At 59.0% G+C, this 23,020-nt stretch carries 21 protein-coding genes and 2 pseudogenes; 12 read left to right on the top strand and 11 right to left on the bottom strand.

What is annotated here, in order from left to right; genetic code table 11:
- Window positions 1-85: 85 nt before the first annotated feature.
- From araD1 to RHM65_RS09330, 4 genes are all read left to right on the top strand, one after another.
- The gene (gene araD1, locus RHM65_RS09345; RefSeq protein ID WP_322166242.1) at window positions 86-1,090 is read left to right on the top strand and encodes an AraD1 family protein; all 1,005 of its coding nucleotides are present in this window, start codon (window positions 86-88) and stop codon (window positions 1,088-1,090) included.
- A gap of 66 nt (window positions 1,091-1,156) precedes the next feature.
- Window positions 1,157-2,476 (top strand): MFS transporter, encoded by a 1,320-nt coding sequence (locus RHM65_RS09340; protein WP_416195121.1) that lies wholly within the window; start codon window positions 1,157-1,159, stop codon window positions 2,474-2,476.
- Between the two features lie 45 nt (window positions 2,477-2,521).
- Window positions 2,522-4,078 carry an altronate dehydratase family protein gene (locus RHM65_RS09335; RefSeq protein ID WP_322184792.1) on the top strand — a complete coding sequence of 519 codons (1,557 nt, stop codon included), beginning with the start codon at window positions 2,522-2,524 and terminating at the stop codon, window positions 4,076-4,078.
- A gap of 112 nt (window positions 4,079-4,190) precedes the next feature.
- Window positions 4,191-5,771 carry an aldehyde dehydrogenase (NADP(+)) gene (locus RHM65_RS09330; RefSeq protein ID WP_322166245.1) on the top strand — a complete coding sequence of 527 codons (1,581 nt, stop codon included), beginning with the start codon at window positions 4,191-4,193 and terminating at the stop codon, window positions 5,769-5,771.
- Between the two features lie 70 nt (window positions 5,772-5,841).
- Here RHM65_RS09330 and RHM65_RS09325 read toward each other — a convergent pair whose 3' ends face one another.
- From RHM65_RS09325 to RHM65_RS09305, 5 genes are read right to left on the bottom strand one after another with little or no spacing between them, the layout of a single operon-like run.
- Window positions 5,842-6,753, bottom strand: a complete 912-nt coding sequence (locus RHM65_RS09325) for an SMP-30/gluconolactonase/LRE family protein (RefSeq protein ID WP_322166246.1) — start codon at window positions 6,751-6,753, stop codon at window positions 5,842-5,844.
- Window positions 6,754-6,767: 14 nt separating this feature from the next.
- Complete coding sequence (locus RHM65_RS09320) at window positions 6,768-7,730, bottom strand: ABC transporter permease (RefSeq protein WP_322184790.1); 963 nt, start codon at window positions 7,728-7,730, stop codon at window positions 6,768-6,770.
- Complete coding sequence (locus tag RHM65_RS09315; protein ID WP_322166248.1) at window positions 7,727-8,713, bottom strand: ABC transporter permease; 987 nt, start codon at window positions 8,711-8,713, stop codon at window positions 7,727-7,729. Before RHM65_RS09315 ends, RHM65_RS09320 begins: the two co-directional genes overlap by 4 nt.
- A complete protein-coding gene (locus tag RHM65_RS09310; RefSeq protein ID WP_322184787.1) occupies window positions 8,710-10,164 on the bottom strand; it encodes a sugar ABC transporter ATP-binding protein in 1,455 nt (484 codons plus the stop codon). The genes RHM65_RS09315 and RHM65_RS09310 overlap by 4 nt, the downstream gene beginning before the upstream one ends.
- A 47-nt stretch (window positions 10,165-10,211) precedes the next feature.
- Window positions 10,212-11,234 carry a substrate-binding domain-containing protein gene (locus tag RHM65_RS09305; RefSeq protein ID WP_322166250.1) on the bottom strand — a complete coding sequence of 341 codons (1,023 nt, stop codon included), beginning with the start codon at window positions 11,232-11,234 and terminating at the stop codon, window positions 10,212-10,214.
- A gap of 278 nt (window positions 11,235-11,512) precedes the next feature.
- On the opposite strand from RHM65_RS09305, the gene RHM65_RS09300 reads away from it, so the two are divergent.
- Together RHM65_RS09300 and RHM65_RS09295 are read left to right on the top strand one after the other, a co-directional pair.
- Complete coding sequence (locus RHM65_RS09300; RefSeq protein ID WP_322166251.1) at window positions 11,513-12,775, top strand: GAF domain-containing sensor histidine kinase; 1,263 nt, start codon at window positions 11,513-11,515, stop codon at window positions 12,773-12,775.
- Entirely contained in the window at window positions 12,775-13,509 is a 735-nt protein-coding gene (locus tag RHM65_RS09295; RefSeq protein ID WP_322166252.1) for a response regulator transcription factor, read from the top strand. Before RHM65_RS09300 ends, RHM65_RS09295 begins: the two co-directional genes overlap by 1 nt.
- A gap of 76 nt (window positions 13,510-13,585) precedes the next feature.
- On the opposite strand, the gene RHM65_RS09290 is transcribed toward RHM65_RS09295, so the two are convergent.
- The 5 genes and pseudogenes from RHM65_RS09290 to RHM65_RS09270 form a co-directional block, all read right to left on the bottom strand.
- Complete coding sequence (locus RHM65_RS09290; protein WP_322166253.1) at window positions 13,586-14,353, bottom strand: DUF72 domain-containing protein; 768 nt, start codon at window positions 14,351-14,353, stop codon at window positions 13,586-13,588.
- Window positions 14,350-14,781 carry a DNA methylase gene (locus tag RHM65_RS09285; RefSeq protein WP_322184785.1) on the bottom strand — a complete coding sequence of 144 codons (432 nt, stop codon included), beginning with the start codon at window positions 14,779-14,781 and terminating at the stop codon, window positions 14,350-14,352. Before RHM65_RS09285 ends, RHM65_RS09290 begins: the two co-directional genes overlap by 4 nt.
- Window positions 14,782-14,944: 163 nt before the next feature.
- The gene (locus RHM65_RS09280; RefSeq protein WP_322166255.1) at window positions 14,945-15,211 is read right to left on the bottom strand and encodes a helix-turn-helix transcriptional regulator; all 267 of its coding nucleotides are present in this window, start codon (window positions 15,209-15,211) and stop codon (window positions 14,945-14,947) included.
- Window positions 15,212-15,350: 139 nt separating this feature from the next.
- Complete coding sequence (locus tag RHM65_RS09275) at window positions 15,351-16,535, bottom strand: sugar transporter (RefSeq protein WP_322184783.1); 1,185 nt, start codon at window positions 16,533-16,535, stop codon at window positions 15,351-15,353.
- Window positions 16,536-16,818: 283 nt separating this feature from the next.
- A pseudogene (locus RHM65_RS09270) lies at window positions 16,819-17,028 on the bottom strand (OprD family outer membrane porin); the annotation flags it as partial.
- 15 nt (window positions 17,029-17,043) lie between these two features.
- Between RHM65_RS09270 and RHM65_RS09265 the strand changes: the two are divergent.
- Window positions 17,044-17,238: pseudogene (locus RHM65_RS09265) on the top strand (LysR family transcriptional regulator); the annotation flags it as partial.
- A 79-nt stretch (window positions 17,239-17,317) separates the two neighbouring features.
- Here RHM65_RS09265 and RHM65_RS09260 read toward each other — a convergent pair.
- The gene (locus tag RHM65_RS09260) at window positions 17,318-18,319 is read right to left on the bottom strand and encodes an Ldh family oxidoreductase (RefSeq protein WP_322184781.1); all 1,002 of its coding nucleotides are present in this window, start codon (window positions 18,317-18,319) and stop codon (window positions 17,318-17,320) included.
- A gap of 171 nt (window positions 18,320-18,490) precedes the next feature.
- On the opposite strand from RHM65_RS09260, the gene RHM65_RS09255 reads away from it, so the two are divergent.
- From RHM65_RS09255 to RHM65_RS09235, 5 genes are all read left to right on the top strand, one after another.
- Window positions 18,491-19,228, top strand: coding sequence for an AraC family transcriptional regulator (locus RHM65_RS09255; RefSeq protein ID WP_322166258.1), 738 nt, complete (start codon window positions 18,491-18,493; stop codon window positions 19,226-19,228).
- 194 nt (window positions 19,229-19,422) lie between these two features.
- Window positions 19,423-20,364: a 4-hydroxyproline epimerase gene (locus tag RHM65_RS09250; RefSeq protein ID WP_322184779.1), complete on the top strand. Its 942-nt coding sequence runs from the start codon at window positions 19,423-19,425 to the stop codon at window positions 20,362-20,364.
- Entirely contained in the window at window positions 20,361-21,482 is a 1,122-nt protein-coding gene (locus RHM65_RS09245; RefSeq protein ID WP_322184777.1) for an FAD-dependent oxidoreductase, read from the top strand. The genes RHM65_RS09250 and RHM65_RS09245 overlap by 4 nt, the downstream gene beginning before the upstream one ends.
- Window positions 21,479-21,715 carry a (2Fe-2S)-binding protein gene (locus RHM65_RS09240; RefSeq protein ID WP_322166262.1) on the top strand — a complete coding sequence of 79 codons (237 nt, stop codon included), beginning with the start codon at window positions 21,479-21,481 and terminating at the stop codon, window positions 21,713-21,715. Before RHM65_RS09245 ends, RHM65_RS09240 begins: the two co-directional genes overlap by 4 nt.
- A complete protein-coding gene (locus RHM65_RS09235) occupies window positions 21,712-22,980 on the top strand; it encodes an FAD/NAD(P)-binding oxidoreductase (RefSeq protein ID WP_322184775.1) in 1,269 nt (422 codons plus the stop codon). The genes RHM65_RS09240 and RHM65_RS09235 overlap by 4 nt, the downstream gene beginning before the upstream one ends.
- Window positions 22,981-23,020 lie beyond the last annotated feature (40 nt).

Genomic DNA, 23,020 nt, shown 5'->3' with positions numbered 1-23,020 from the left:
AGTAATCCGCAACAGGATCCTCAGGCGCGCATAAGCGCATGGCAATGCCTGGTACCGCTTATAAAAATAATCAGGAGTTGAGACCGTGCGTCTAATCCAATTTGAATCCGCTCAGTCAGTTCGCCATGTCGGTGTCGTTGAAGGCGACGTAATCCAAGTGGTCAACGGCGTGGTGAGTATGCGTGAACTCGCCCTGTCGGCCATCCGTGCCGGTCACGGCATCGCCGCTGAAGTGCTCGCCCGAGGCACGCACTCCAGCGACCAACGTTATGCCGACGCTCTGGAACAGGGCCGGGTTCTGCCGCCACTCGATCACGAAGATTCAGCTCACTGCCTCGTCAGCGGCACCGGTCTGACGCACTTGGGCAGCGCCTCCACTCGCGACAAGATGCACCAGAAGCAAGATGACGAAAAGTCCGTCACCCCTATCACCGATTCCGCACAGATATTCCAGTGGGGCATTGAAGGCGGGCGCCCTGAACCCGGCACCCCTGGCGTTCAGCCTGAATGGTTTTACAAGGGCAACGGCTCGATTGTTGTGCGTCCGGGCCAAGCTTTTCAGTCGCCTGCGTTTGCGCAAGATACCGGCGAAGAGCCTGAGCTGACTGGCCTGTATGTCATCGGCGACGACGGCAAGCCCTACCGTATCGGCTTTGCCCTGGGTAATGAGTTTTCCGATCACGTGATGGAGCGCCGTAATTACCTCTACCTGGCCCACTCCAAACTGCGCAATTGCTCCTACGGCCCGGAACTGCGCGTGGGTCCACTGCCGCGCCATCTGGCGGGCACCAGCCGCATCCATCGCAATGGCGAAGTGCTGTGGGAGAAAGAGTTTTTGAGTGGCGAAGACAATATGTGCCACTCCATCGAAAACCTTGAGTATCACCATTTCAAATATCAGCAGTTTTTGTGCCCGGGTGATGTGCACGTGCATTTTTTCGGCACCGCCACGCTGTCGTTCGCCGACAACGTGAAAGCGCAGCCGGGCGACGTATTCGAAATCAGCTTGTCGGAGTTCGGCGCCCCCCTGCGCAATGGTATTGAGGTCAGTCACTCGGGCATCAGCGCTGGCGACGTAAAAGAACTGTGACGCAAAAGGTCTCCCGGAGGCCTGTTTAACCTGCACCTCATAACAAACATAAAAAGAGAGATGAGCATGAAAGCTAACCCTGTTGCGAGGGCACCCGCTGCCTCCGTACCCCTGACGGATGCGTCACGCCCGACGACCGTACGCTGGAAAATTTTCCTGATTCTGCTGCTGCTGTCAGCCATCAACTACATTGACCGCGCATCGCTTTCGGTGGCGCTGCCACTTATATCCACCGAGTTCAAGATGACACCGGCTCTTGAAGGCCTGATGCTCAGTGCGTTTTTCTGGTCGTACGCCTTGATGCAGATCCCCAGCGGAATGCTGCTGGACCGCTTTCAGGTGCGCAACATCATTGGTGTTGCCACCATCGGCTGGGGCGCATTTCAGGCCATCGCTGGCGGTGCTACCAACTGGATGATGCTGCTGCTGACCCGCGTCGGCCTGGGCGTCGCAGAGTCGCCGATCATGCCGGCTGGGGCCAAGCTCAACGGCGCTTGGCTCACACCTAACGAACGGGGTCGCGGTGCAACGCTGGTAGACGGCGGTGCCCCACTGGGCACGGCATTTGGCGCCATTATCATCACCGGCCTGATCACCTGGTTCGACTCGTGGCGCATCGCGTTTGTCGTTGCAGGCGTGGGCACCATGCTGGTCGGCATGTGGGCCTGGTGGTACATCCGCAACCACCCCTCCGAACATCCGAAGGTCAACAGCGCAGAACTGGCCTACATCACCGACGCCAATAATGCTGCGGCCAAGGCCAACGGCAGTGGCAAAGCGGTCATGAAAGAACTGCTTCGAAGCCGCTCCGTGCTGGCCATGTTTGCCGGGTATGCCTGCTACAACAGTGTGTTTTATGGCTTGCTGACCTGGATGCCCAGTTATCTGCATCAGGCGCACAACCTCGACATCAAGGCCATGGGCGGCGCCACGTTCTTGATCTTCATGTGCGGGTTCATTGGCGAAATGGTCGGTGGCTGGCTCGCCGACAAGTGGAAGGCAGCAGGCGGCGAACCTAACAAGGTCATGCGCACCATGTTTGGTGGCTCGGCGGCTGTCGCGGCGGTATGCATCCTTCTGGTGGCCTACACCCCTGATGCCGCGCGCGTGATTGCGCTGCTCTGCGTCGCTCTGTTCTTCATCCGTTGGTGCGGCATGTATTGGTGCCTGCCGGCGATCTTGGGCGGTCAATCGAAAGCCGGTGTACTGGGCGGCAGCATGAACTTCTGCGGCAACATGGTCGGTGTCATCGTCCCGATCCTGATTGGCTTGATTGTGCAGTTCACCGGTTCCTATTTTCTGGCGCTGATTTTCTTCGTCGTCATGGCGTTTGGACTGATGTTGTTCTCCAGCCTGATTGATTATCGCGAACGTGGATTGGCTTAAACCGCTCGACTCCATTGCACTACCTGACAAGCCGAGGTAACCGTCATGCAACTCATAGCGACAACCGGCAGTGAAATAGCGGCCAATGCCGTGATCAGACTCAACCCGCTAGACGATGTATTGATCGCCCGGCAACCACTCGTCAAAGGCCTGGAGCTGAGCGCCGAAGGCATCCAGGTGCTTGAGCCCGTGCCCTCCGGCCACAAGATCGCTGCGCGTCATATTGACCTGGGCCAACCGGTACGCCGTTACGGCCAGATCATCGGTTTCGCCAGTCAGCCGATTGAGGCAGGGCAACATGTGCATGTACACAACGTGGCGATGGGCGATTTCGCGCGGGATTACGCGTTCGGCGTCGATGCCAAAGGCAGCCCCACGCCCACAGCGGAAACGTTCATGGGCATCGTGCGCGCCGACGGCCGGGTGGCCACGCGCAACTACATCGGCATTCTGACCTCGGTCAATTGCTCGGCCACCGTGGCGCGTGCCATTGCAGATTACTTTCGCCGCGACATTCACCCTGAGGCGTTGATCCAATACCCCAACGTCGACGGCGTCGTGGCACTTACCCATGGCTTCGGCTGTGCGGTCGACCCTAACGGCGAAGCGCTGGCCATGCTGCGCAGAACGCTCGGCGGCTATGCGGTTCACCCCAACTTCGCCTCTGTCCTGTTGATCGGATTGGGTTGCGAGACCAATCAGATTCCAGACCTGCTGGCGGCTCAGGGCCTGAAAAGCAGCGACTCACTGCGTGCATTCACCATTCAGGGAACGGGCGGCACGTCTAAAACCATCGCCAGTGGCATCGCTCAAGTGAAGTCACTGCTGGCACAAGCCAACACGGTCAAACGTGAACCGGTCAGCGCCAAACACCTGATCATCGGTCTGCAATGCGGCGGCTCGGACGGTTACTCGGGCATCACCGCCAATCCGGCGCTGGGCAACGCGGTAGACCGTCTGGTCGCGGCCGGTGGCACCGCGATTCTGTCTGAAACGCCGGAAATCTACGGTGCCGAACACCTGTTGACCCGTCGCGCCGTCAGTCAGCACATCGGTGAAAAGCTGATTGCGCGTATTCATTGGTGGGAGGCCTATTGCAAGCGCATGGATGCGGAGCTGAACAACAATCCGTCGGCGGGTAACAAGGCAGGTGGACTGACCACTATTCTTGAAAAATCACTGGGTGCGGTGGCCAAAGCTGGCTCCACCGATCTGGTCGATGTCTACGAATATGCCGAAACAGTCAGGGCCCACGGGCTGGTGTTCATGGACACACCAGGCTACGACCCGATTTCTGCAACCGGCCAGGTGGCGGGTGGGGCTAACCTTATCGCGTTCACCACGGGTCGCGGCTCGGCTTACGGGTGCGCGCCCTCACCGTCCATCAAACTTGCCACCAATAACCGCCTGTGGGAAACCCAAGAGGAGGACATGGACGTAAACTGCGGTGGCATTGCCGATGGCACCATGACCATCGAGGAACGCGGTGAGTACATTTTTCGCATGATGCTGCGCATTGCCTCGGGCGATAAAAGCAAAAGCGAGCAACATGGCTACGGCCAGAACGAGTTCGTGCCGTGGCAGATCGGCGCGATCACTTAAGACCTTTTTCATCCACTTCGGCGCCCCGGCTCCCTCGTCCAGTACGATGCGGAGCCGTTCATTTCAACAGCGTCGAGTCTCACTAATTCATCACTTCCTCAGGAACCCTGTCATGACTCAGATTCTCGGTCAGAGCTATATCGGCGGTCAGCGCGTCGCCGCTGGCACCGTAAAGCTGCAAAGTTTCGATGCGACAACAGGCGAAGCGCTGTCAGGCGTGTTCATCCAGGCTACTCAGGACGAGGTTGACGCAGCAGCCAAAGCAGCCAGCGCCGCTTACCCGATTTATCGCAATTTGCCGGCAGCCCGGCGCGCTGAATTTCTCGATGCCATCGCCGACGAGCTGGATGCGTTGGGTGACGACTTCGTCAGCACCGTATGCCGTGAAACTGCTTTGCCTGCCGGACGTATTCAGGGAGAACGTGGCCGTACCAGCGGCCAGATGCGCCTGTTCGCCAACGTGTTACGCCGTGGAGACTTTTACGGCGCACGCATTGATCGTGCCCTGCCGGATCGCAAACCCCAGCCGCGCCCGGACCTGCGTCAATTCCGCATCGCCGTAGGCCCAGTTGCGGTATTTGGCGCCAGCAATTTCCCGCTGGCGTTTTCCACCGCCGGTGGCGATACCGCCTCTGCTCTTGCGGCCGGCTGCCCGGTGGTGTTCAAGGCCCATAGCGGACACATGGCTACCGCTGAATGGGTCGCCGATGCCATTGTGCGGGCAGCAGAACGCACCGACATGCCAGCAGGCGTGTTCAACATGATTTATGGCTCCGGCGTTGGTGAGTGGCTGGTCAAACATCCGGCGATTCAGGCCGTGGGGTTCACCGGTTCGCTCAAAGGTGGCAACGCACTGTGCAAGATGGCTGCAGAGCGGCCTCAGCCCATTCCGGTGTTCGCTGAGATGTCGAGCATCAATCCGGTGATCATTCTTCCTCAGGCCCTCAAAGTACGTGGCGAAACCATCGCCAACGAACTGACCGGCTCGGTGACCTTGGGTTGCGGACAGTTCTGCACCAATCCCGGGCTGGTCATCGGAATTCGGTCGCCTGAGTTCAGTGCGTTTGTGCAACGTTTCGCAGCTCAAATGAACGATCAACCTGCCCAGACCATGCTCAACGTTGGGGCGCTGAGCAGCTATGGCAAAGGCTTGGAACATCTGCATGGCCATCCAGGCCTGGAACATCTGGCGGGCAGCCCGCAACAAGGCAAACAGGCGCAGCCGCAACTGTTCAAAGCCGATGTCAGCTTGCTGCTGGAAGGCGACGCTTTGCTCCAGGAAGAAGTGTTCGGACCGACCACCATCCTCATTGAAGTGGCCGATCAGGCACAACTGGTCGCAGCGCTCAACGGGCTGCGCGGCCAGTTGACCGCCACCGTACTGGGCGAAGCCGACGAATTGCTGGAATACCGCTGGTTGACCGAGCTGCTGCAAGAGAAAGTCGGCCGGATCCTGTTGAACGGCTATCCGACCGGTGTCGAAGTCACCGACACCATGGTGCATGGTGGTCCTTACCCGGCAACGTCCGATTCGCGCGGCACGTCGGTGGGAACCTTGGCGATAGATCGTTTCCTGCGTCCGGTGTGTTTCCAGAACTACCCGGATGCGCTCCTGCCCGAAGCCCTGCAAGACGCCAATCCGCTGGGCATTCAGCGTTTGGTCGATGGCCAACACACGGACAGCGCGCTTTAAGATTAACTAGCGCAGCCCATAAAAAACCGCCTTCGGGCGGTTTTTTATTATTGAAATGGAGCGATTCGGTTTACGGCATCTGCGCCCCTGCCACCGCCACATGAATCATGTACAGCGAGGTATTGGCGGTGATGAACAAGCGGTTGCGGCGTGGGCCGCCGAAGGTCAGGTTGGCGACTTTCTCCGGCAACACTATCTTGCCCAGCAACGTCCCATCGGCGGCAAAGCATTGAATACCATCACCCGCGCTGGTCCAGACGTTGCCTTGTACATCGACGCGCAAGCCGTCGGGAATCCCTGGTTCGATCTCGGCGAATACCCGCGAGCGTCCTAACCGGCAATTGTCCAGCACATCCAGTGCCCGGATGTGATGCGGGGCGGCCGGGTCGTGGGTGCGCGCCGAGTCCGCCACGTACAGGGTGTTGCCGTCGGCCGAAAACGCCAGCCCGTTGGGTTGAACGAAATCAGCGGCCACGCAGTGAATTTCGCCCGTATTCGGATCGACACGGTAGACGTTGCGCCCCGCCTGTTCCGGCTCGGCCTTGTAGCCTTCGTAATCGCTCATGATTCCGTAAGTCGGGTCGGTGAACCAAATGGCGCCGTCACGGTGAACCACCACGTCGTTCGGTGAGTTCAGACGTTTACCCTCGAACCGGTCCGCGATCACGCTGATGGTTCCATCCGGCTCAGTCCGGGTCACGCGCCGAGTACCGTGTTCGCAGGTGACCAGTCTTCCCTGAAGATCGCGAGTATTGCCGTTGGCAAAGTTGGAGTCTGGACGAAACACCGACACGCCCTGCTCTGGGGTCCAACGCAAAATACGTTGGTTGGGAATGTCGCTCCACAGCAGGTAGCCACCGTCGTTGAACCAGACCGGCCCCTCGGCCCAGCGGCATTGGTTGTACAGCTGCTCAAGCTGAGTGTTAGGCACCGTTAATGCGCGGAAGCGCTCATCGATGAATTCATACTTAGGTTCACACATGAAAGTACCTTGATTCACGCAGCGCGCGCCGATTTGCGGCCACTGACAGCGGTGATGACCGCAATGATGATCAGACCGGTGAGTATCAGCCGCACCCCGGCGCTGGCACCGAAGGTGTTGAGCATGCTCACCAGCAGATAGAGAAACAGGGCTGCGCCCCAGATGCCCGGCACGTTGGAAAAACCGCCCGCCACTGATGTCCCGCCGATGACTACTACGGCAATCGAGGCCAGCAAATACTCATCGCCCATGCTCAACGAAGCCCCACCGGAGAAGCCGGCCAAGAGCAGGCCACACACGCTGGCGAAAACCGCACTGAGGACGTAGGTCGCAAAACGGATACGGTCGACACGTCCTCCCGCGAGTTCCGCAGCACGGGGATTCTGACCAATGGCGATGGTCCAACGACCGTAAACGCTGCGCGTCAGAACGTACCCCATGACCACTGCAAGCAGCACGACACTGATCGCCAAATAAGGCACCCCCAAAATGTGACCGGTGCAGAACTGGTAGAAAATGTCCGGCGGCTGGATACGCACGCTGCGGCCATAGGCAATTGCCATGGACTGCAACAGGAAACTGGCCGACAACGTGGCAATGATCGGTGGGATGCGCAGCAGTCGAATCAGCGCGTAGTTGGCGCAACCAATCAACACCCCTGCCCCGAGGACGCCCAGCACACCCAACCAGATTAAACCGGACTGGCTGTCCATCAACTTCATCCCGATGGCTCCGCTGAGCGCAATGTTGGCCGGGATCGACAAATCAATGTTGCCGGGGCCGGTCGTGATCACAAACATCTGACCAATGCCGACGATGACGAAGAACGCCGAGAAGCTCAGTGCGCCCGACAACAGCGAACCCGCGCCTTGGCCTCCGGTGAAGGCAATGGTGACGATCCATATCAGCAGCGCCGCCAAAAACGACCATAACCAGGGCTTGCTCATGACCGTAGTCAGAAAGAGAGCAGTCTTCATAGTGGGCGAGCCTCAAGGCGGTTGACGGACGTGCGCAGGGCCAAAACCAGAATCAAAATCGCGCCTTGGGCGCCGATCTGCCAGTCCGGGGAAATGCGCATGAAGGACAGCAACGAGCCGGCCAACACCAGCGTCAGTGCGCCTAACACTGCGCCTGTGGGCGACACCCTCCCGCCAACAAACTCACCACCACCGAGGATGACCCCGGCGATGGACAACAAGGTGTAACGCAGCGCGATGCTGGCGTCGGCCGAGGTGGTCAGGCCCACCAGAAAAAGACCGGAGAACACCCCAAACGTACCGGCCAGTGCATACATCGTCAGCTTGATCCGTAGCAGGGACCAACCCGCTTTGGCAATTGCCAACGGATTGCCGCCCGCACCTCGCAACACGACGCCCAAGGTGGAGCGCATCAAAAAGAGATGCACCCCAATCGCTAACGCCACACAGACGAAGATCGCGAACGGCAGCACCGGCGTCTTGATGCGCACTAAACCTTGAAGCCATTGAGGCGCAGTTCCGCCCGGCGCCGGCAACAACAACACGGCGCCACCCATCCATATAAAAGACATGCCCAATGTCACGACGATGGAGGGCAAGTTACGCACATGGATCAGCGCACCCAACAACGCGTACACCGCGATACACCCCAGCAACGCCAGACAGCCAAGCACCGGGTGCTGGTTGAGCAACGTCGCTGCGACGCAGGCCACAAAACTGATGAAGCTGCCCAGCGACAGATCCAGGTCGTTGACGGTGATGATCAGCATCTGCGCGATGGTGGCGAAGGCGATGGGCACTGCCAGATTGAGCATCAGGTTCATGCCCATGTAGCTCATCGCCCTGGGCTGCATGATGAAAATGGTGATCAGCAGCACCGCCAGCGACACCCCCGGCAATGCGCCTCGCAGCAAGCGTGCGCGGTTGAATCCAGATGCTTTTAGGGCAGAGCCCTTCAGCGGAAGAGGGGTGGATGCATTCATGCCGTTTGCTCCTCGAAGGAGCAGCGAAGAATCCGCTCCTCGCTCAACTGACTGCGCGGCAGGTCAAGCACTGCCTGGCCATCACGAAAAACATAGATGTGATCGCAATAATCAAGCTCTTCCAACTCAGTGGTGTACCAAATGAAGGTGCGGCCTTTAGCAGCCTCTTGGGCGATGATCGAATACACCTCGCGCTTGGTGCCAACGTCGACGCCACGCATGGGATCGTCCATCAGGATCAACTCGCTGTGGGACGCCAGTGCTCTGGCGAACAGGGCTTTTTGCTGGTTCCCCCCAGACAACGACATGATCGGATTACGAATATCGGGGGTGCGAATACCCATGCGTTTTTGCCATTCTTCAGCCATGGCCTGCTCTGCATTCGGGTCGATCAAGGCCCCGCGTTTCAGATGGCCTATTGAGCTGATCGTGATGTTCTCGGCGATGGACCACATCGCAAACACGCCGTCACTTTGTCGATCCCCCGCGACTAACGAGGCCCCTTGCCCGCTGGCAATACGTTGGCGCAGCACCTGAATCAGCAGTTGGCTTTGACCGTGCCCCGCAAGCCCGGCCAAGCCGACGATTTCCCCCGGATGTGCATCGACGGTCTGGGCGTTGGCTTGACGGGCTGGACGCTGCGCGACCACCGGGGTGCTGTTGAGGCGTCGCGAGATAAACACCTGCTGATCGGCAGTCTCCTTTGCAGCGCTGCCCATGCATTCCACAAGCGAGGAGTGAGTAAAATCGCTCGCTGCACGAATCTCCACGACACGGCCATCACGCATGACGGCGATGCGGTCACAGGTGTCGAGCATTTCTCCAAGAATGTGGCTGATCAAGACGATACTGCCGCCAACGCCGACGAAGCGCCGGACGAATTGCAGCAGTTGTTCGGCAACGCGCGAGTCCAGCGACGACGTGGGCTCGTCGAGGATCACCAAGTCAAGGCGCTCATCGACCCGGACGAACGCCCGGGCGATTTCGACCATCTGGCGTTTGCCGATCGGCAACTCAGCGACGATGTCGTCGGCCTGAATATCATGGCCCGGAAAAATCTCATCAAGACTGGCCTCAATCAGCGCCCTGGCCTTGCGTCGCCACCCCCATCCACGAATGGCCGGTGACATCAGTCGGGTATTTTCAGCGACGCTAAGGTTCGGACACAGCGACAGCTCCTGAAACACACAGCGAATACCGTGCTTGCGTGCCACGTGTACGCCATAGCTGGAGCGCACGTCCTCGTCGCCGACCAGCAACGCCCCACAGTCCGCCTCAAGAGTCCCGGCCAAGACCTGCATCAAGGTCGATTTACCCGCGCCGTTGTGACCGATCAATCCCAGGCATTCACCGGGCTGAACACTCAGGTCGACGTCACACAGGGCGCGCACGGCGCCAAAGGATTTACCGGCGCCCTTGAAGGTCACCAGCGCGTGTTTAAGGGTAGTCATGACATTCTCCTCGGCATTGCCGCGCACCTAGGCGCGGCATGCGTTGGTCATTGAGCGGATGGGCTTTTCAGTGTGGCGACGTCATCGACGCTGTACGCTTGGCTGAGAATCCCGCCCTTCTCAAGGCCCTTGAGCGAAGCCTCCAGAGTGTCCTGAGTCACGCTGACCGCTGGCGACAACAAGTCATGGGGCATTTTTTTGCCATCGAGCAATTGCTGGGCAACCCAGAACGCAAGGCTGGAAATGCTCGGGGCGCTGGAAATCGAAAAAGACTGATAACCGTTGGCGTCTTTTTGCTTCTTCCACCACGACAACTCTTCTTCGCGATTGCCGAAGACAATCGTCGGCGTCGGCCTTCCCGCCGCAGCGAAAGCTTGGGCCGCGCCATAACCGTCATCACCTTGAGTCACCAGCGCATCGATCTTGGGCAGGCTTGGCAGGATGCTTGCCACTGCTTTTTGCGCGGCAGTCTGTGACCAGTTGCCGTTGACCGAGCCCACGATTTTCAAGTTCGGGTGTTTTTGCGCACCGGCGATAATCCCGGAATGAATCTGTTCATCCACGGAGACGCCCGCCAGACCACGAACCTCGAGCACATTCGCGCCGCCAGGGAATCGCTTGGCCAGATAGTCCATCTGGTCGACACCGCTTTGCTTGAAGTCCATGGAGATGCGATAGGCACAGGGTTCAGTGACCACGCCGTCGAACGAAACGACGATGATGCCCGCGTCGCAGGCCTGTTTGATGGCGCCATTTAGGGCGGTGGGCGACGCCGCGTCGACGACGATGGCGTTGTAGCCCTGCAGGATCAGATTCTGGATTTGTGCCGCTTGCTCGGTTGCCTGGTTTTCACCGGTGGTGAAGGAGTCTGCCGAGGAAATAATGCCTTTTTTGACGGCGGCGTCGGTGGTCTGCTTCCAACTGCTGAGCATGTTCTGACGCCAGGAGTTACCGGCGTAGTTATTGGACAAGGCGATGGTTTTATCGGCCGTATCGGCCTGCGCCTGCATGAAGGGGAACAGTAACAGCGCACTCGACAGAAGCACGCACCGCAGCGGGTGGGTTTTCATGGATTAACCTTTGTTATTATTTTTTGGGTTTCAGGCGGCCCCGATTGGTCGGTGCTCACCGGCTTACTGCACGTTCGGGCCCAGTCTGCACCGTCCTGCAACCAGCGTCTGTGACCATCAATGCAGACATGGCGCGAAACACCGCACTTAATATGCGGGATCACGCAACTTCCGTGCGAGACCTTGTAACTCTTCGCCCAGAGACCGCTGACCACAGCGTAGGGCGTGCCAGCCGTCATCGATAGCGCGTATGGTGGGGCTAACAAGAATAAAGGTGCATGACCGTGCAACGACCACACATTCAGGCCGAGGATGTCCTCCATCACTTTCTCGGCATCTCCAGGGCCTTGGCCGGGCAACTGGATTTTCAATCGATGATTGATGCGATTTCCGAGGAAATACGCATCATCCTGCCCCATGACCATCTGGACGTAAGCTTGCTGCTGCTCGACGGTGAAAATCACCTGCACGCCTATGAAACCGGATTACACACGGCCTGGAGCGATTTCGCCAATCACCCGCTGCCGATCGTGCAAAGCCCTATCCGTGCGCTGTTGCTGGGGGAGGAACCGTTCATCCTCAGCAAGGACGCGATGACTGATCCACGCTTTCAGTTTGCCGACGCCTACAACACCCCTATTTTCGACGCCCAGCTTCGCAGCAGACTCCACGTACCGTTGCGCGCGCGGGGCGAAATCATTGGCGCATTGAGTTGCTCGAAACACACAGCCGATTACTACACCCTTGACGACGTGCACCATACCCAGCATGTGGCCGACTTGCTGGCGTCCTATCTCTATGCATTGCGTCAGACCGATCAGGCGAAAAAGCTGGCGATTGCCGAAACCCAGATCCGTGCCCGGGAAGAAGGTCTTCGCGTGGGCGCTCTGCGCTTGACCGAGGAGTTGGAGAACGAACGACAGCGCATTGGCATGGATTTACACGATCAGACACTGGCCGACATGACACGCCTGCATCGGCGCATCGCTCGGCTGACGTTGGTTGATACGCTGTCGGGGCGCGACTTGCAGCCCCTCAGCGAAGCCTTGCAAGAGAGCATGCAGGAGCTGCGCATGATCATCGACGCAGTTAAACCCACCGTGCTCCAGCTGTTCGGCTTCGAGGAAGGACTGGAGGACCTGTTGTTACGCAGTGTGCGCAACAGTGGTTTGAGCATCGCCACACACCTGCGCGACAACACCGACGGGCAGGCCAACAAACTGGCGGAACCGCAGAAAATTGCGCTATTCCGTATCGTCCAGGAAGCCGTTAACAACGCGATCAAACACGCTTACCCGGACTCCATCGACATTGACATCAGCCTTGTGGACAACCGGCTGCAGTTGTCCATTGTCGATGATGGCCTGGGGCTGGATCGCGACAATCTGCTGGATACCGGCGGTATCAAGAACATGCAGATACGCGCCCAACTGCTCGACGCCCAGCTGCAGATCAACAGCGGCCCGCAGGGCAAGGGAACCCACGTTCGCCTCAGCCTGCCGCTGTCTGACCCACTCATTGACCCGGAGCAAGCCGCCTGATGGATGTCTTGTTGATAGAAGATGACCCCGTGCACCGCGCGTTCTTCAAGGAAGTGATTGAACAGGCGCTACCTGAATGCACGCGTTTGCTGGAGGCCGAGGACGGACAAATAGGCGAGCGCCTGGCCCATGAGCACGGCGTCTCGGCAGTGGTGATGGATCTGCAGATGCCTAAACGCACCGGAGTAGAGGCGGCCAAGACGATCTGGAAAGATCGCCCCGACACCTCGATCCTGTTCTGGTCCAATTACGCGGATGAAGCGTATGTGCGCGGTATCTCACGCATCGTTCCAGAGGGCGCGGCCTATGGCTATGTGCTCAAGACCGCTTCTGAGGAGCGGCTACGGTTGGCGCTGCGCAGTCTGTTTATCGAACAACAATGTGTCATTGATCGCGAGATACGCGGGGTGCAGCAAAAATCCCAGGATCAGGTATTAGGCTTATCCGACACTGAGTATGAAGTCCTGCAAGACATCGCACTGGGGCTGACAGACCGCGCGATTGCCAGTCGCCGCAGCCTTTCGTTGCGCAGCGTGCAAAACCGGTTGCAGCAGTTGTACGAAAAGCTCGGGGTGTACCAGCCAACTGACACCCCTTGGGGTAATCATGCGTTCAACCTCAGAGCACGCGCCGTCAGCATCGCACTGCTGCGGAAATTACTTAATCGCAACGCGTTGGAACAGGCCGAAGCGGAGTTACAGCAATGGATCAGCGACCCCCGGCACGGCTACTGATTTTATAAACGAACTGTAGGAGCCTGGTTGGCGAGAGCTTGAGACGGACTGTCATGCCGCCTCGCCAACAAGTGGGCTACAGCTGAGTATCAGGGTTGTCGGTTGAGACAAGGGTCAATCGCATCAGCGCTTTTAACGCGAGGGCATTGCCGATCGCAGCGCCTTGAGCGGTGTTATCGAAGATGCACCAGTTCGGCACACTGTCTTGTGCCGAATGCTGCAGTTCCAGCGCCAACGCGCTTAATCGATCGTCGTCGTAGTTGCTGTAATACATGCGCGGCGACCCGTGCATGCGCCAGTAGCGAATGCCTGTCCAGCCACTTAGAAGATTGCCGCCAGCGATCGGTGATGGATCAGCGGCAACACGACCAATCTTAAACCCAACCAACACGTCTTCGGCCTCTCGCCAACTTTCGTGGCGCGGTTCCAGTACGGCGAATCCTGTGTATCGCTCACGCAACGCACCAAAGAATACCCGCGCGATGCCCTCATCAAAGACGAATGAGGCCGGTAACTGAATCAGCAGGCAACCCAGCGTTCCGCCCAACTCGGTGCATTGCGCCAGAAAGTCGTCTAGCAAGCGCTCGCATTCTCGCAAGCGTTTTTCATGGGTGATCAGTTTGGGCAGCTTGACCGAGAATCGAAAGGCGGGCGCCACGGATTGTCCCCAGCGCGCATAGGTTTTCGGAGCATGTGGGCGATAAAACGAACTGTTTATTTCGACGGCATTCAGTTGAGAGGCATAGCGCTGTAAATGTGTGCCTTGCGTACAAAATGCCGGCCAAGACTGACGCGGCAGGCTCCAGCCCGCGCAGCCAATGTAGACCTGCGGTGCAGGGTTCAATAAAGCACCTCGCCTGCATCGCGCATGAAAATCTCAACGGTCTTCGGGCCAACGCCTTCGAACTCCGCCATGCGTTTTTCAAACTCCATCCGGTTGTCGCTGGCACGCTGGATATTCCCGATCTTGCCGGCATATTCATCATTGAGTTTCTTGCACAGCGCGCTCAGACGGTCCGCCGTCGTCTCGTCATAACGCACGTAATGCGCTTGACCCAACATCGCAACCAGCTCTCGATGGCTACAGTGACCCAGCTTAAGAGGTGTATCTCGATCATGTTGCTCGATGATCACTCGATACGCTTGCGCGGCAATGTCAGCCTGAATGCGTTTACCCATCAGAAAACTGGCGATGAACCACTTGAACAGCGCTCCCTCGCCGCCTTCTTTGAGGTCGATGCCTAAGTCAGCGGCGCTGATTGTTTTGTTCATCTCTTTGTCCTCTGTCGCTCAGACGCCTCATAAGCTGTGAGCGTTTACACAGTGAATGGGGGGCGTTGGGCCTCTACGAGAGATGGACTGCTTCTGGCTGAAATAGTTGAATTCGTCGCTTTGTTGGTTTTTGCGACAGCGAGTGCGGGGGCTGTCATTAGAATCATTGGCCAAAGCCCTCACTGCGTTGCTCAGCGAGGATATCTTCGACCGTGCGCTGATGACCGGACCTGACCATTTTCAAGTCATACCCGGCGGCCTCAAGCAAACGAACCAGTGCAGAGACGCTCATGTCTCCTTTCGCCAGCGTCTCCATGCGCGCTACGGTTGAACGAGCAACGCCGGCACGAGTGGCTAAAACCGCTTGGGTTAGCTTGGCTTCGCTTCTGGCCTCTTTGAGCATTTCTGCGACATCGAATAGCGTACTCATCGGTAGCCTCTGGGCATCAAAATATTACCTTTAGGTAATTAATGTAGCCCACGGAGCACAAGCACGCAATTTTTAACTGTAGCCCTAGAGCATCAAAAACAACCAAAATATCAATTTTTGTAGCCTGAAGGCTACCCATTCAAGCCCGCAACGCCTTCTCCCCAAACCGATACGTCGCAAAGCAACACACCAACAACCCGCTCACCGCGATCAATCCGCCCACCAGGCCAATATTCGCAATCCCCAATTGGCTAATCACCATGCTGCCCAACAGCGCACCACCGCCGATGCCGATGTTGTAGATGGCGGAGTGCAGGGACATAGCCACGTCAGTGGCGTCTGGCGCCATGGCCAATACTTTGGCTTGCATGACCAGGCCGAAGCACATGATTGCCATGCCCCAGACCACGCTCATGGTCGCGAGCCACGAGGCTTTGCCGGAGAGAGGCAATAGCAGCATCAAGCACAGGGCCAAGGCGCCGATGGCGGTGATTAACATGCCTTTCGGGAAGCGGTTGTTGTAGCGGCTGAAGACCACTGAGCCGAGGATGCCGGCGCCGCCGAACAGCAATAACAGGACGGTGGTCATCTCGCCGCTCATGTGGGCGACGACTTCTGCGAAGGGTTCGATGTAGCTGTAGGCGGTGAATTGCGCGGTGATCACCAGCGCAGTCAGGACGTACAGCGATACCAGCGCCGGGCGTTTGAACAGGATTGGCAGGCTTCTTAGCGAGCCGGAGTTCTGGCTCGGCAGCAGCGGCAGCGATTTGATCAGGAACAATACGGTCACGCCGGCGGCGACGGCAATCGCCAGAAACGTAGTGCGCCAGCCCAACGCTTCGCCCAGCACGCGACCCAGCGGTATGCCGAGCACCATGGCCAACGACGTGCCGGTTGCCAATAGACCCAAGGCCTGTACGTGTTTGCCCGGTGGGGCTACGCGCACGGCCAAGGACGCGGTGATCGACCAGAACACCGCGTGGGCGAAGGCGATTCCGATGCGGCTGATCAGCAGCATGCTGAAGCTGGTCGCCATGCTGGAGAAGATGTGGCTGGCGATAAACAGCATGAAGACAAAAACCAGCAATTTGCGCCGTTCGATGTTGCGGGTGAGCAGCATCGTCGGCAGCGACGTCAGGGACACCACCCACGCGTAAACCGTCAACATCAGGCCGACCTGGGCCGTGGTCATGTCGAAGCTGTGGCCGATTGCGCTCAACAGCCCGACCGGAACGAATTCGGTGGTATTGAAAATAAAAGCTGCGAGAGCCAGCGCGATCACGCTAAGCCAACTGCCGGTGCGAGCGTCCAGGATGCTGTTCATTGGATGCCGTACAAACCTCAAGTCGAAAATTGATTAAAGCGGCCGCCCTTCAACGCTCAAAAGTCTTGCGCACAAAAATGCCGCCCGAGGCTGGTTGCCGGGGCAGTGCATAGAGTGAGCAAAATATTATGAGTATGAGGGGGTGCTGCGAGATGCCGCGAATTCTACGCGGCTGCAAACGTTGTCACAACACGATATGCCCGGTCTAGAAGGACCGAGTGACGAGCGGTGTACGAGGGATAGAAATAAAAACGGACCCAGGCTCCGGGTCCGCCCACGCTGAAAACACGTTGATGGGATAGTCGACGATGACCCGGTATTCATCGGCATTGTGATCCACCGTCTGGTAGCCGTCGCCACCTCGGTTGGTGGCCCAGCGTAGCCGAACCCCTAGGTTCTTGGCGGTGCCGCCTTGGAAGAGGTATTTCATATCGACATCACGCTCCCAATGCTTCGCGTCACTGCCGCCAGCGTTGTAGTAACTGCCATAACCGGTGTCCGTTGCTGCTGGTGGTGGATCCTGCAACCGGAAACCAGCCCGGCCCGCTTCGGCCTGGATCAGGCGCTGCAACCCTGTGGACTACCGACGCCCGCAGACATCATCGAATGCAGCTCGGTGTACGGCATGCAGCAGTTAATTCAATCGACCGGCGCGATCATGGTCCTGTCGGAAACGGCGCTGCTTGACTCTCTGAAAATGGGTCATCCGCAACGCCATTACGGGCTTCTTCCCAGGCAAGCCTGCTCCCGCAGACCGGGTGCCTTGCTAAAAACGACCCCGTTCACAACAACGCCATCAAGTCCTGATACAACGCCTCCGGTATCTGCACGCCATCCGTGCGGCTCAACGCCCGTGCATCAAACCTGCGTTGCGACGGCAGTCTCGCGCCCTGCTCCACAATGCCGTCGAACAACGCTTCTGCTCGTAACAAATGCTCTTCAGCGCTAACGCCCAATAAACGTTGCGGATCGATGGCGATCACCAATTCGCCGCCGTAGGGCGATGATTTACTGCCGGCGTCGAAGGCTTGGGATTCTTTGCTGGTCATGTCGCCAATCAAGGGGCCGGCGAGGAGTTCGACCATGGCCGCCAGTGCTGAGCCTTTGTGACCGCCGAAGGTCAGCATGGCGCCGCTGAGTGCAGCAGCGGGGTCGGTGGTGGGTTTCCCTTGGGCGTCGAGGCCCCAGCCCAATGGAATTTCTTTACCGGCGCGGCGGTGCAGTTCGATTTCGCCTCGGGCAACGGCGCTGGTGGCGAAGTCGAAGACAAACGGATGTTGCCCCGCCCTTGGCCAGCCGAAGGCTATCGGGTTGGTGCCGAACAACGGTTTGCTGCCGCCTGCTGGCGCGACCCACGCGTGACTCGGCGTAAAAGCCAGCGCCACCAAACCTTGCGCCGTGAGCGGTTCAATTTCTGCCCACAACGCCGAAAAATGCACGCAATGGTTGATCGCCAGAATCGCGATGCCTTGGCTGCGCGCTTTGCTCACCAACAACGGCATGCCCGCTTCGAACGCAAGCCCGGCAAAGCCGCCACGACCATCAACCTTGACCACTGCGGCGGCCCAGTCGGCTACCTCAGGCAGCGCATCGGGGATCACTTTTGCGGCTTTCAACGAACTGATGCAGCCCAACAATCGCCACAATCCGTGGGACGCGCAGGCATCGCCTTCGGCCGTGACGACGGCGTTGGCGACGGTGCGCACGTGGCCTTCGCTGAAACCGTGGGTGCGCATAATGTTTTCGGCCAGGTCACTCGCCTGAGCCAGCGTCAGTGAGATCACCACACACCCCTCGGTTAACAAAACCAACAGGTTGGCGGTTCTGGCTCAGACTGGCTTGAGCGGTTTGCACAGCCACCGTGAAGAATTCAGCACAGCCCGCGCTGCAATCCCAGTGGACAGCAACGCGCCGAACTCGATAAGTTGCCTGCTCCCTCCGCTGCGGGCCTGCTCATGCGCCTCGATCAATTGCCGTCATTGCCTGACCTCGCCAGCCTGACTAGCAGCCTGCAACACATCGCGCCGTTGCTTGATGCGATGCCCGGCGTGGTGTTTTTCATCAAGGACGTGCAGGCGCGCTATGTGCTGGCGAATCAAACGTTGGTGCACCGTTGCGGCCTGAAGGAAAAAAGCGAGCTGTTGGGGCGAACCGCCGAAGAGGTTTTTCCGGCCAATCTGGGACCGCTCTACACCGAACAAGACGTGCAAGTGTTGAGTGATGGCGTGGCGCTGGGCGACCAGTTGGAATTGCACCTTTACCCCGGACGGCATCCGGGCTGGTGCCTGACTCACAAATTGGCATTGCGTGACGCCCACGGCGAAATCATCGGCATGGCGGGCATTTCCCATGACCTGCAAGTGGCACAGTCGAGCCATCCGGCCTATGAAAGAATCGCCGCCGTGGACGCGCACATTCGCGGACACTACGACCGCCCAATCAGCCTCGCCGACCTGACGACCATTGCCCAGATGTCGGTGGCGCAACTGGAACGCCAATGCAAACGGGTATTCCAACTGACTCCACGGCAGCTGATTCACAAGGCCCGGCTTGGCGCGGCTTCGCAGTTATTGACCGGCGACTTACCCATCACCGAGATCGCCCTGCGCTGCGGTTATACCGACCACAGCGCGTTCAGCCGTCAGTTCAAAGCGCTCACCGGCCTGTCACCCAGCCAATACCGACTTCTTTAAGAAGCCAACGTGTTGGCGAAGCAGGCGACCCGGTGGCTGATCGGACGCCATCGCGAACACGGTCGCGTTTACAAAGAAGGACGTGAATACACACTGTGCTGATTTCGTCATCCAGACCCACTAAATCCTTCAAGCCGTCAGGCCTCTAACGCGCCACTCTTGCAGCGACATTTCCTGTGCAGGCGTAGGCATCCATGAAACGCATCAGCGTCATTGACTCACACACCGGCGGCGAGCCGACCCGCTTGGTCATTGATGGCTTCCCGGAGTTAGGCCGGGGCAGCATGGCGCAGCGGCGGACGATTCTGGCTGAGCAATTCGATGACTGGCGCGCCAGCACCATGCTCGAACCGCGCGGCAATGACGTACTGGTGGGCGCCCTACTCTGTCCGCCAGTCGATCCCGCGGCCTGCACGGGCGTCATCTTTTTCAACAACACTGGCTACCTCGGGATGTGCGGCCACGGCACTATCGGCCTGATCATTTCCCTCGCGCACTTGGGTCGGATCGAATCAGGGCTGCACCGTATCGAAACACCAGTCGGCACGGTTGAAGCCACGCTGCACGAGGACCGCTCAGTGAGCGTGCGCAACGTGCCGTCATACCGTTATCGCAAATCGGTGAACGTTGAAGTCCCCGGCCATGGCGTGGTTACCGGCGATATTGCCTGGGGCGGCAATTGGTTTTTTTTGATCGCTGACCACGGCTTAAGCGTGGCCAGCGACAACTTAGACGGGTTGACCGCCTATTCCTGGGCCGTGCGTCAGGCGCTGGAAGACCAAGGCATTTGCGGCGATGACGAAGGCGTAATCGATCACATCGAACTGTTCGCCGATGACCTCCACGCCGACAGCCGCAGCTTTGTTTTGTGCCCTGGCAAGGCCTATGACCGCTCCCCGTGCGGCACCGGCACCAGCGCCAAATTGGCTTGCCTTGCCGCTGACGGCAAGCTGCAACCGGGGGAAGTCTGGCATCAGGCCAGCGTGATCGGCAGCCGGTTTGAAGGCAGCTATGAGTGGGAAAAAGCCGGTGAACCGCAGATTATTCCGACGATTCGTGGCCGGGCTTACATCAGCGCAGAAGCCACCCTGATCCTCGAAGAAGACGATCCATTCGCTTGGGGCATTCGGCCGTGAACGCCGACGTCATTGTGATTGGCGCCGGAATCGTCGGCAGCGCCTGCGCCGATGAACTGGCGCGGCGCGGGTTGGACGTGTTGGTCATCGACAGCCAGCGTGGCGGTGCAACAGCGGTGGGCATGGGCCATTTGGTGACAATGGACGACAACCCAGCGGAACTGGCCTTGAGCCAATATTCGGTGGGCGTATGGCGCGAATGGGCAAAAGACCTCAATGACGGCTGCGCGTACCGCAACTGCGGCACCTTATGGTTGGCGGCGAACGCGGAAGAAATGCACGGCGCCGCGCAGAAAATGGCAACGCTGCAAACCCATGGCATTGATTGCAAACTGCTAGGTGCCGACGCCTTGCAGGACGCCGAACCGGCGATACGCAAAGGCTTGGTCGGTGCCCTCAAGGTCACTGGCGACAGCATTATTTACGCGCCCAATGCCGCCCGCTGGCTGCTGAATAGGCATGCCTCACGGATCACGCGCCTGGACGCCACCGTCATCGAAGTCGATGGCAATCGCGTGCGCCTGAGCGACCGCCGCTGGCTGAGTGCCAACGCGGTGATCTTGGCCAACGGCATTCACGCCACCGAACTGTGTCCCGAATTGCCGATTCGGCCGAAGAAAGGTCATCTGCTGATCACCGATCGCTACCCGGTGCAGATCCATCATCAACTGGTTGAGCTGGGCTATATCAGCAGCGCCCACGCCAACACCGGCACCTCCGTGGCGTTTAATGCGCAGCCACGGCCGACCGGGCAGATTTTCCTCGGTTCATCGCGGCAGTTCGACACCCTGGACCCCGAAGTGGAAGGCCCGGTACTGGCAAGAATGCTCAAGCGCGCGCTGGAATATTTACCGGGCTTGGAAGACCTGAATGCTATTCGCAGCTGGACCGGCTTTCGCGCCGCCACGCCAGACGGTTTACCAATACTGGGTCAGCACCCGCGCCAACCGGGCCTGTGGTTGGCGGTCGGGCATGAAGGACTGGGCGTGACCACTGCGCCGGGCAGCGCTCATGTGCTGGCAGCGCAGATGTTCAAGGAAAAACCCGCGTTTGATTCGCGCCCTTTCCGCTTGGAGCGCTTCAGCCCTGCGGCGGTGCTGGTCAGGACGACGCCATGATCGAGTTACACATCGACCGCCTAAGCGTACGAGTTCCGGACGGCACCACAGTGGCGGCTGCGCTCTACATCGCCGCCGATGGCATCAGCCGCGTTTCGGTCAGCGGGACACCCCGTGCGCCGTTGTGCGGGATGGGCATTTGCCAGGAATGCCGGGTGACCATCGACGGACGCCGGCGCCTGGCGTGCCAAACCCTGTGCCTGAACGGAATGTCGGTGGAGACCCGCCCATGACTGAACACATTGATCTGCTGATCATCGGCGCCGGGCCGGCGGGAATGGCAGCGGCCCTCGCGGCAGCGGCCAGTGGCGTACGCATTATCGTGCTGGACGACAACCCTTTGCCGGGAGGCCAAATTTGGCGCGACGGCCACCACGCGCACCTGCCGCTGAATGCCCGTCGCTACCGAGAAGCCTTCAGCAACGCGCCGAACATAACGGTTTACAGCGGCACCCGGGTGGTCGCCCGCGTCGCCCCCAAAAGCCTGTTACTGGAAGACGCCGAACGTGGCTGGCAACTGGCGTACGACAAGCTGATTCTGTGCACCGGCGCCCGTGAGTTGCTGCTGCCCTTCCCCGGCTGGACCCTACCGGGCGTGACCGGTGCGGGCGGTTTGCAAGCGCTGATCAAGGGCGGTTTGCCGGTCCAAGGACAGTCGGTGGTCATCGCCGGCAGCGGTCCTTTACTGCTGGCCAGTGCCGCTTCGGCAAAAAAAGCCGGGGCCAAGGTGATGCAGATCGCCGAGCAAGCGCCGCTCAGCGCAGTCATGGGTTTCGCCGCGCAATTACCAAAATGGCCAGGCAAACTGCTGCAAGCCGTGCAACTGATCAATGTGCGTTACCGTTGTTCCGGTCATGTGGTGGAAGCCTTGGGCGAAGATCGCTTGCAGGCCGTTCGCGTGCACCAAGGGAACAAAACCGTGGAAATCGCCTGCGAGCGTTTGGCCTGTGGTTTTGGTTTGATTCCCAATATCCAACTCGGTCAGGCGCTGGGCTGCTTGATCGTCGATCAGGCAATCTCCGTAGACGCTTGGCAAACCAGCAGCCTCGCCGACCACTTCGCCGCGGGTGAATGCACCGGTTTCGGTGGCAGCGAGTTAGCCTTGGTCGAAGGCGCTATCGCCGGCCATGCGGCGGTGGGTGATCATGCAGAAGCCAAAGCGTTGTGGCCACAACGTCAACACTGGCAGGCGTTTGCTGACCTGCTGAACCGAACCTTCGCGCTGAATCCGCAGTTAAAAACCTTGTCGGCGCCGGACACCCTAGTGTGCCGTTGCGAAGACGTGCCCTACGCCACCTTGCACGCCAGTTCCGACTGGACCGACGCCAAGCTCCACAGCCGCTGTGGGATGGGCGCCTGCCAAGGTCGGGTGTGCGGGGCCGCCGCTGAGTATTTGTTCGATTGGACCCCGCCCGCCCCACGGCCACCCTTTAGTCCCGCACGAATCGGCACCTTGGCGCGCATGGCCGATGAGCAGATCGCTGAACAACCGTTGTGAAGTCATATCGGACGTCGTATACACTATTTTCTTTTCAAAC

Source organism: Pseudomonas sp. CCI4.2, from assembly GCF_034350045.1.
In the GTDB taxonomy this organism is placed as follows: Bacteria; Pseudomonadota; Gammaproteobacteria; order Pseudomonadales; family Pseudomonadaceae; genus Aquipseudomonas.
Note: the sequence above shows the minus strand (reverse complement) of the source record. Positions and strands in the feature narration are given on the sequence as shown.

What these genes read in the sequence shown, in the direction of transcription:
- RHM65_RS09340 (WP_416195121.1), top strand. Translation starts at nt 1,157, where the DNA reads ATGAAAGCTAACCCTGTTGCGAGGGCACCCGCTGCCTCCGTACCCCTG.
- RHM65_RS09335 (WP_322184792.1), top strand. Translation starts at nt 2,522, where the DNA reads ATGCAACTCATAGCGACAACCGGCAGTGAAATAGCGGCCAATGCCGTG.
- RHM65_RS09330 (WP_322166245.1), top strand. Translation starts at nt 4,191, where the DNA reads ATGACTCAGATTCTCGGTCAGAGCTATATCGGCGGTCAGCGCGTCGCC.
- RHM65_RS09325 (WP_322166246.1), bottom strand. Translation starts at nt 6,753, where the DNA reads ATGTGTGAACCTAAGTATGAATTCATCGATGAGCGCTTCCGCGCATTA.
- RHM65_RS09320 (WP_322184790.1), bottom strand. Translation starts at nt 7,730, where the DNA reads ATGAAGACTGCTCTCTTTCTGACTACGGTCATGAGCAAGCCCTGGTTA.
- RHM65_RS09315 (WP_322166248.1), bottom strand. Translation starts at nt 8,713, where the DNA reads ATGAATGCATCCACCCCTCTTCCGCTGAAGGGCTCTGCCCTAAAAGCA.
- RHM65_RS09310 (WP_322184787.1), bottom strand. Translation starts at nt 10,164, where the DNA reads ATGACTACCCTTAAACACGCGCTGGTGACCTTCAAGGGCGCCGGTAAA.
- RHM65_RS09305 (WP_322166250.1), bottom strand. Translation starts at nt 11,234, where the DNA reads ATGAAAACCCACCCGCTGCGGTGCGTGCTTCTGTCGAGTGCGCTGTTA.
- RHM65_RS09300 (WP_322166251.1), top strand. Translation starts at nt 11,513, where the DNA reads ATGACCGTGCAACGACCACACATTCAGGCCGAGGATGTCCTCCATCAC.
- RHM65_RS09295 (WP_322166252.1), top strand. Translation starts at nt 12,775, where the DNA reads ATGGATGTCTTGTTGATAGAAGATGACCCCGTGCACCGCGCGTTCTTC.
- RHM65_RS09285 (WP_322184785.1), bottom strand. Translation starts at nt 14,781, where the DNA reads ATGAACAAAACAATCAGCGCCGCTGACTTAGGCATCGACCTCAAAGAA.
- RHM65_RS09280 (WP_322166255.1), bottom strand. Translation starts at nt 15,211, where the DNA reads ATGAGTACGCTATTCGATGTCGCAGAAATGCTCAAAGAGGCCAGAAGC.
- RHM65_RS09275 (WP_322184783.1), bottom strand. Translation starts at nt 16,535, where the DNA reads ATGAACAGCATCCTGGACGCTCGCACCGGCAGTTGGCTTAGCGTGATC.
- RHM65_RS09255 (WP_322166258.1), top strand. Translation starts at nt 18,491, where the DNA reads ATGCGCCTCGATCAATTGCCGTCATTGCCTGACCTCGCCAGCCTGACT.
- RHM65_RS09250 (WP_322184779.1), top strand. Translation starts at nt 19,423, where the DNA reads ATGAAACGCATCAGCGTCATTGACTCACACACCGGCGGCGAGCCGACC.
- RHM65_RS09240 (WP_322166262.1), top strand. Translation starts at nt 21,479, where the DNA reads ATGATCGAGTTACACATCGACCGCCTAAGCGTACGAGTTCCGGACGGC.
- RHM65_RS09235 (WP_322184775.1), top strand. Translation starts at nt 21,712, where the DNA reads ATGACTGAACACATTGATCTGCTGATCATCGGCGCCGGGCCGGCGGGA.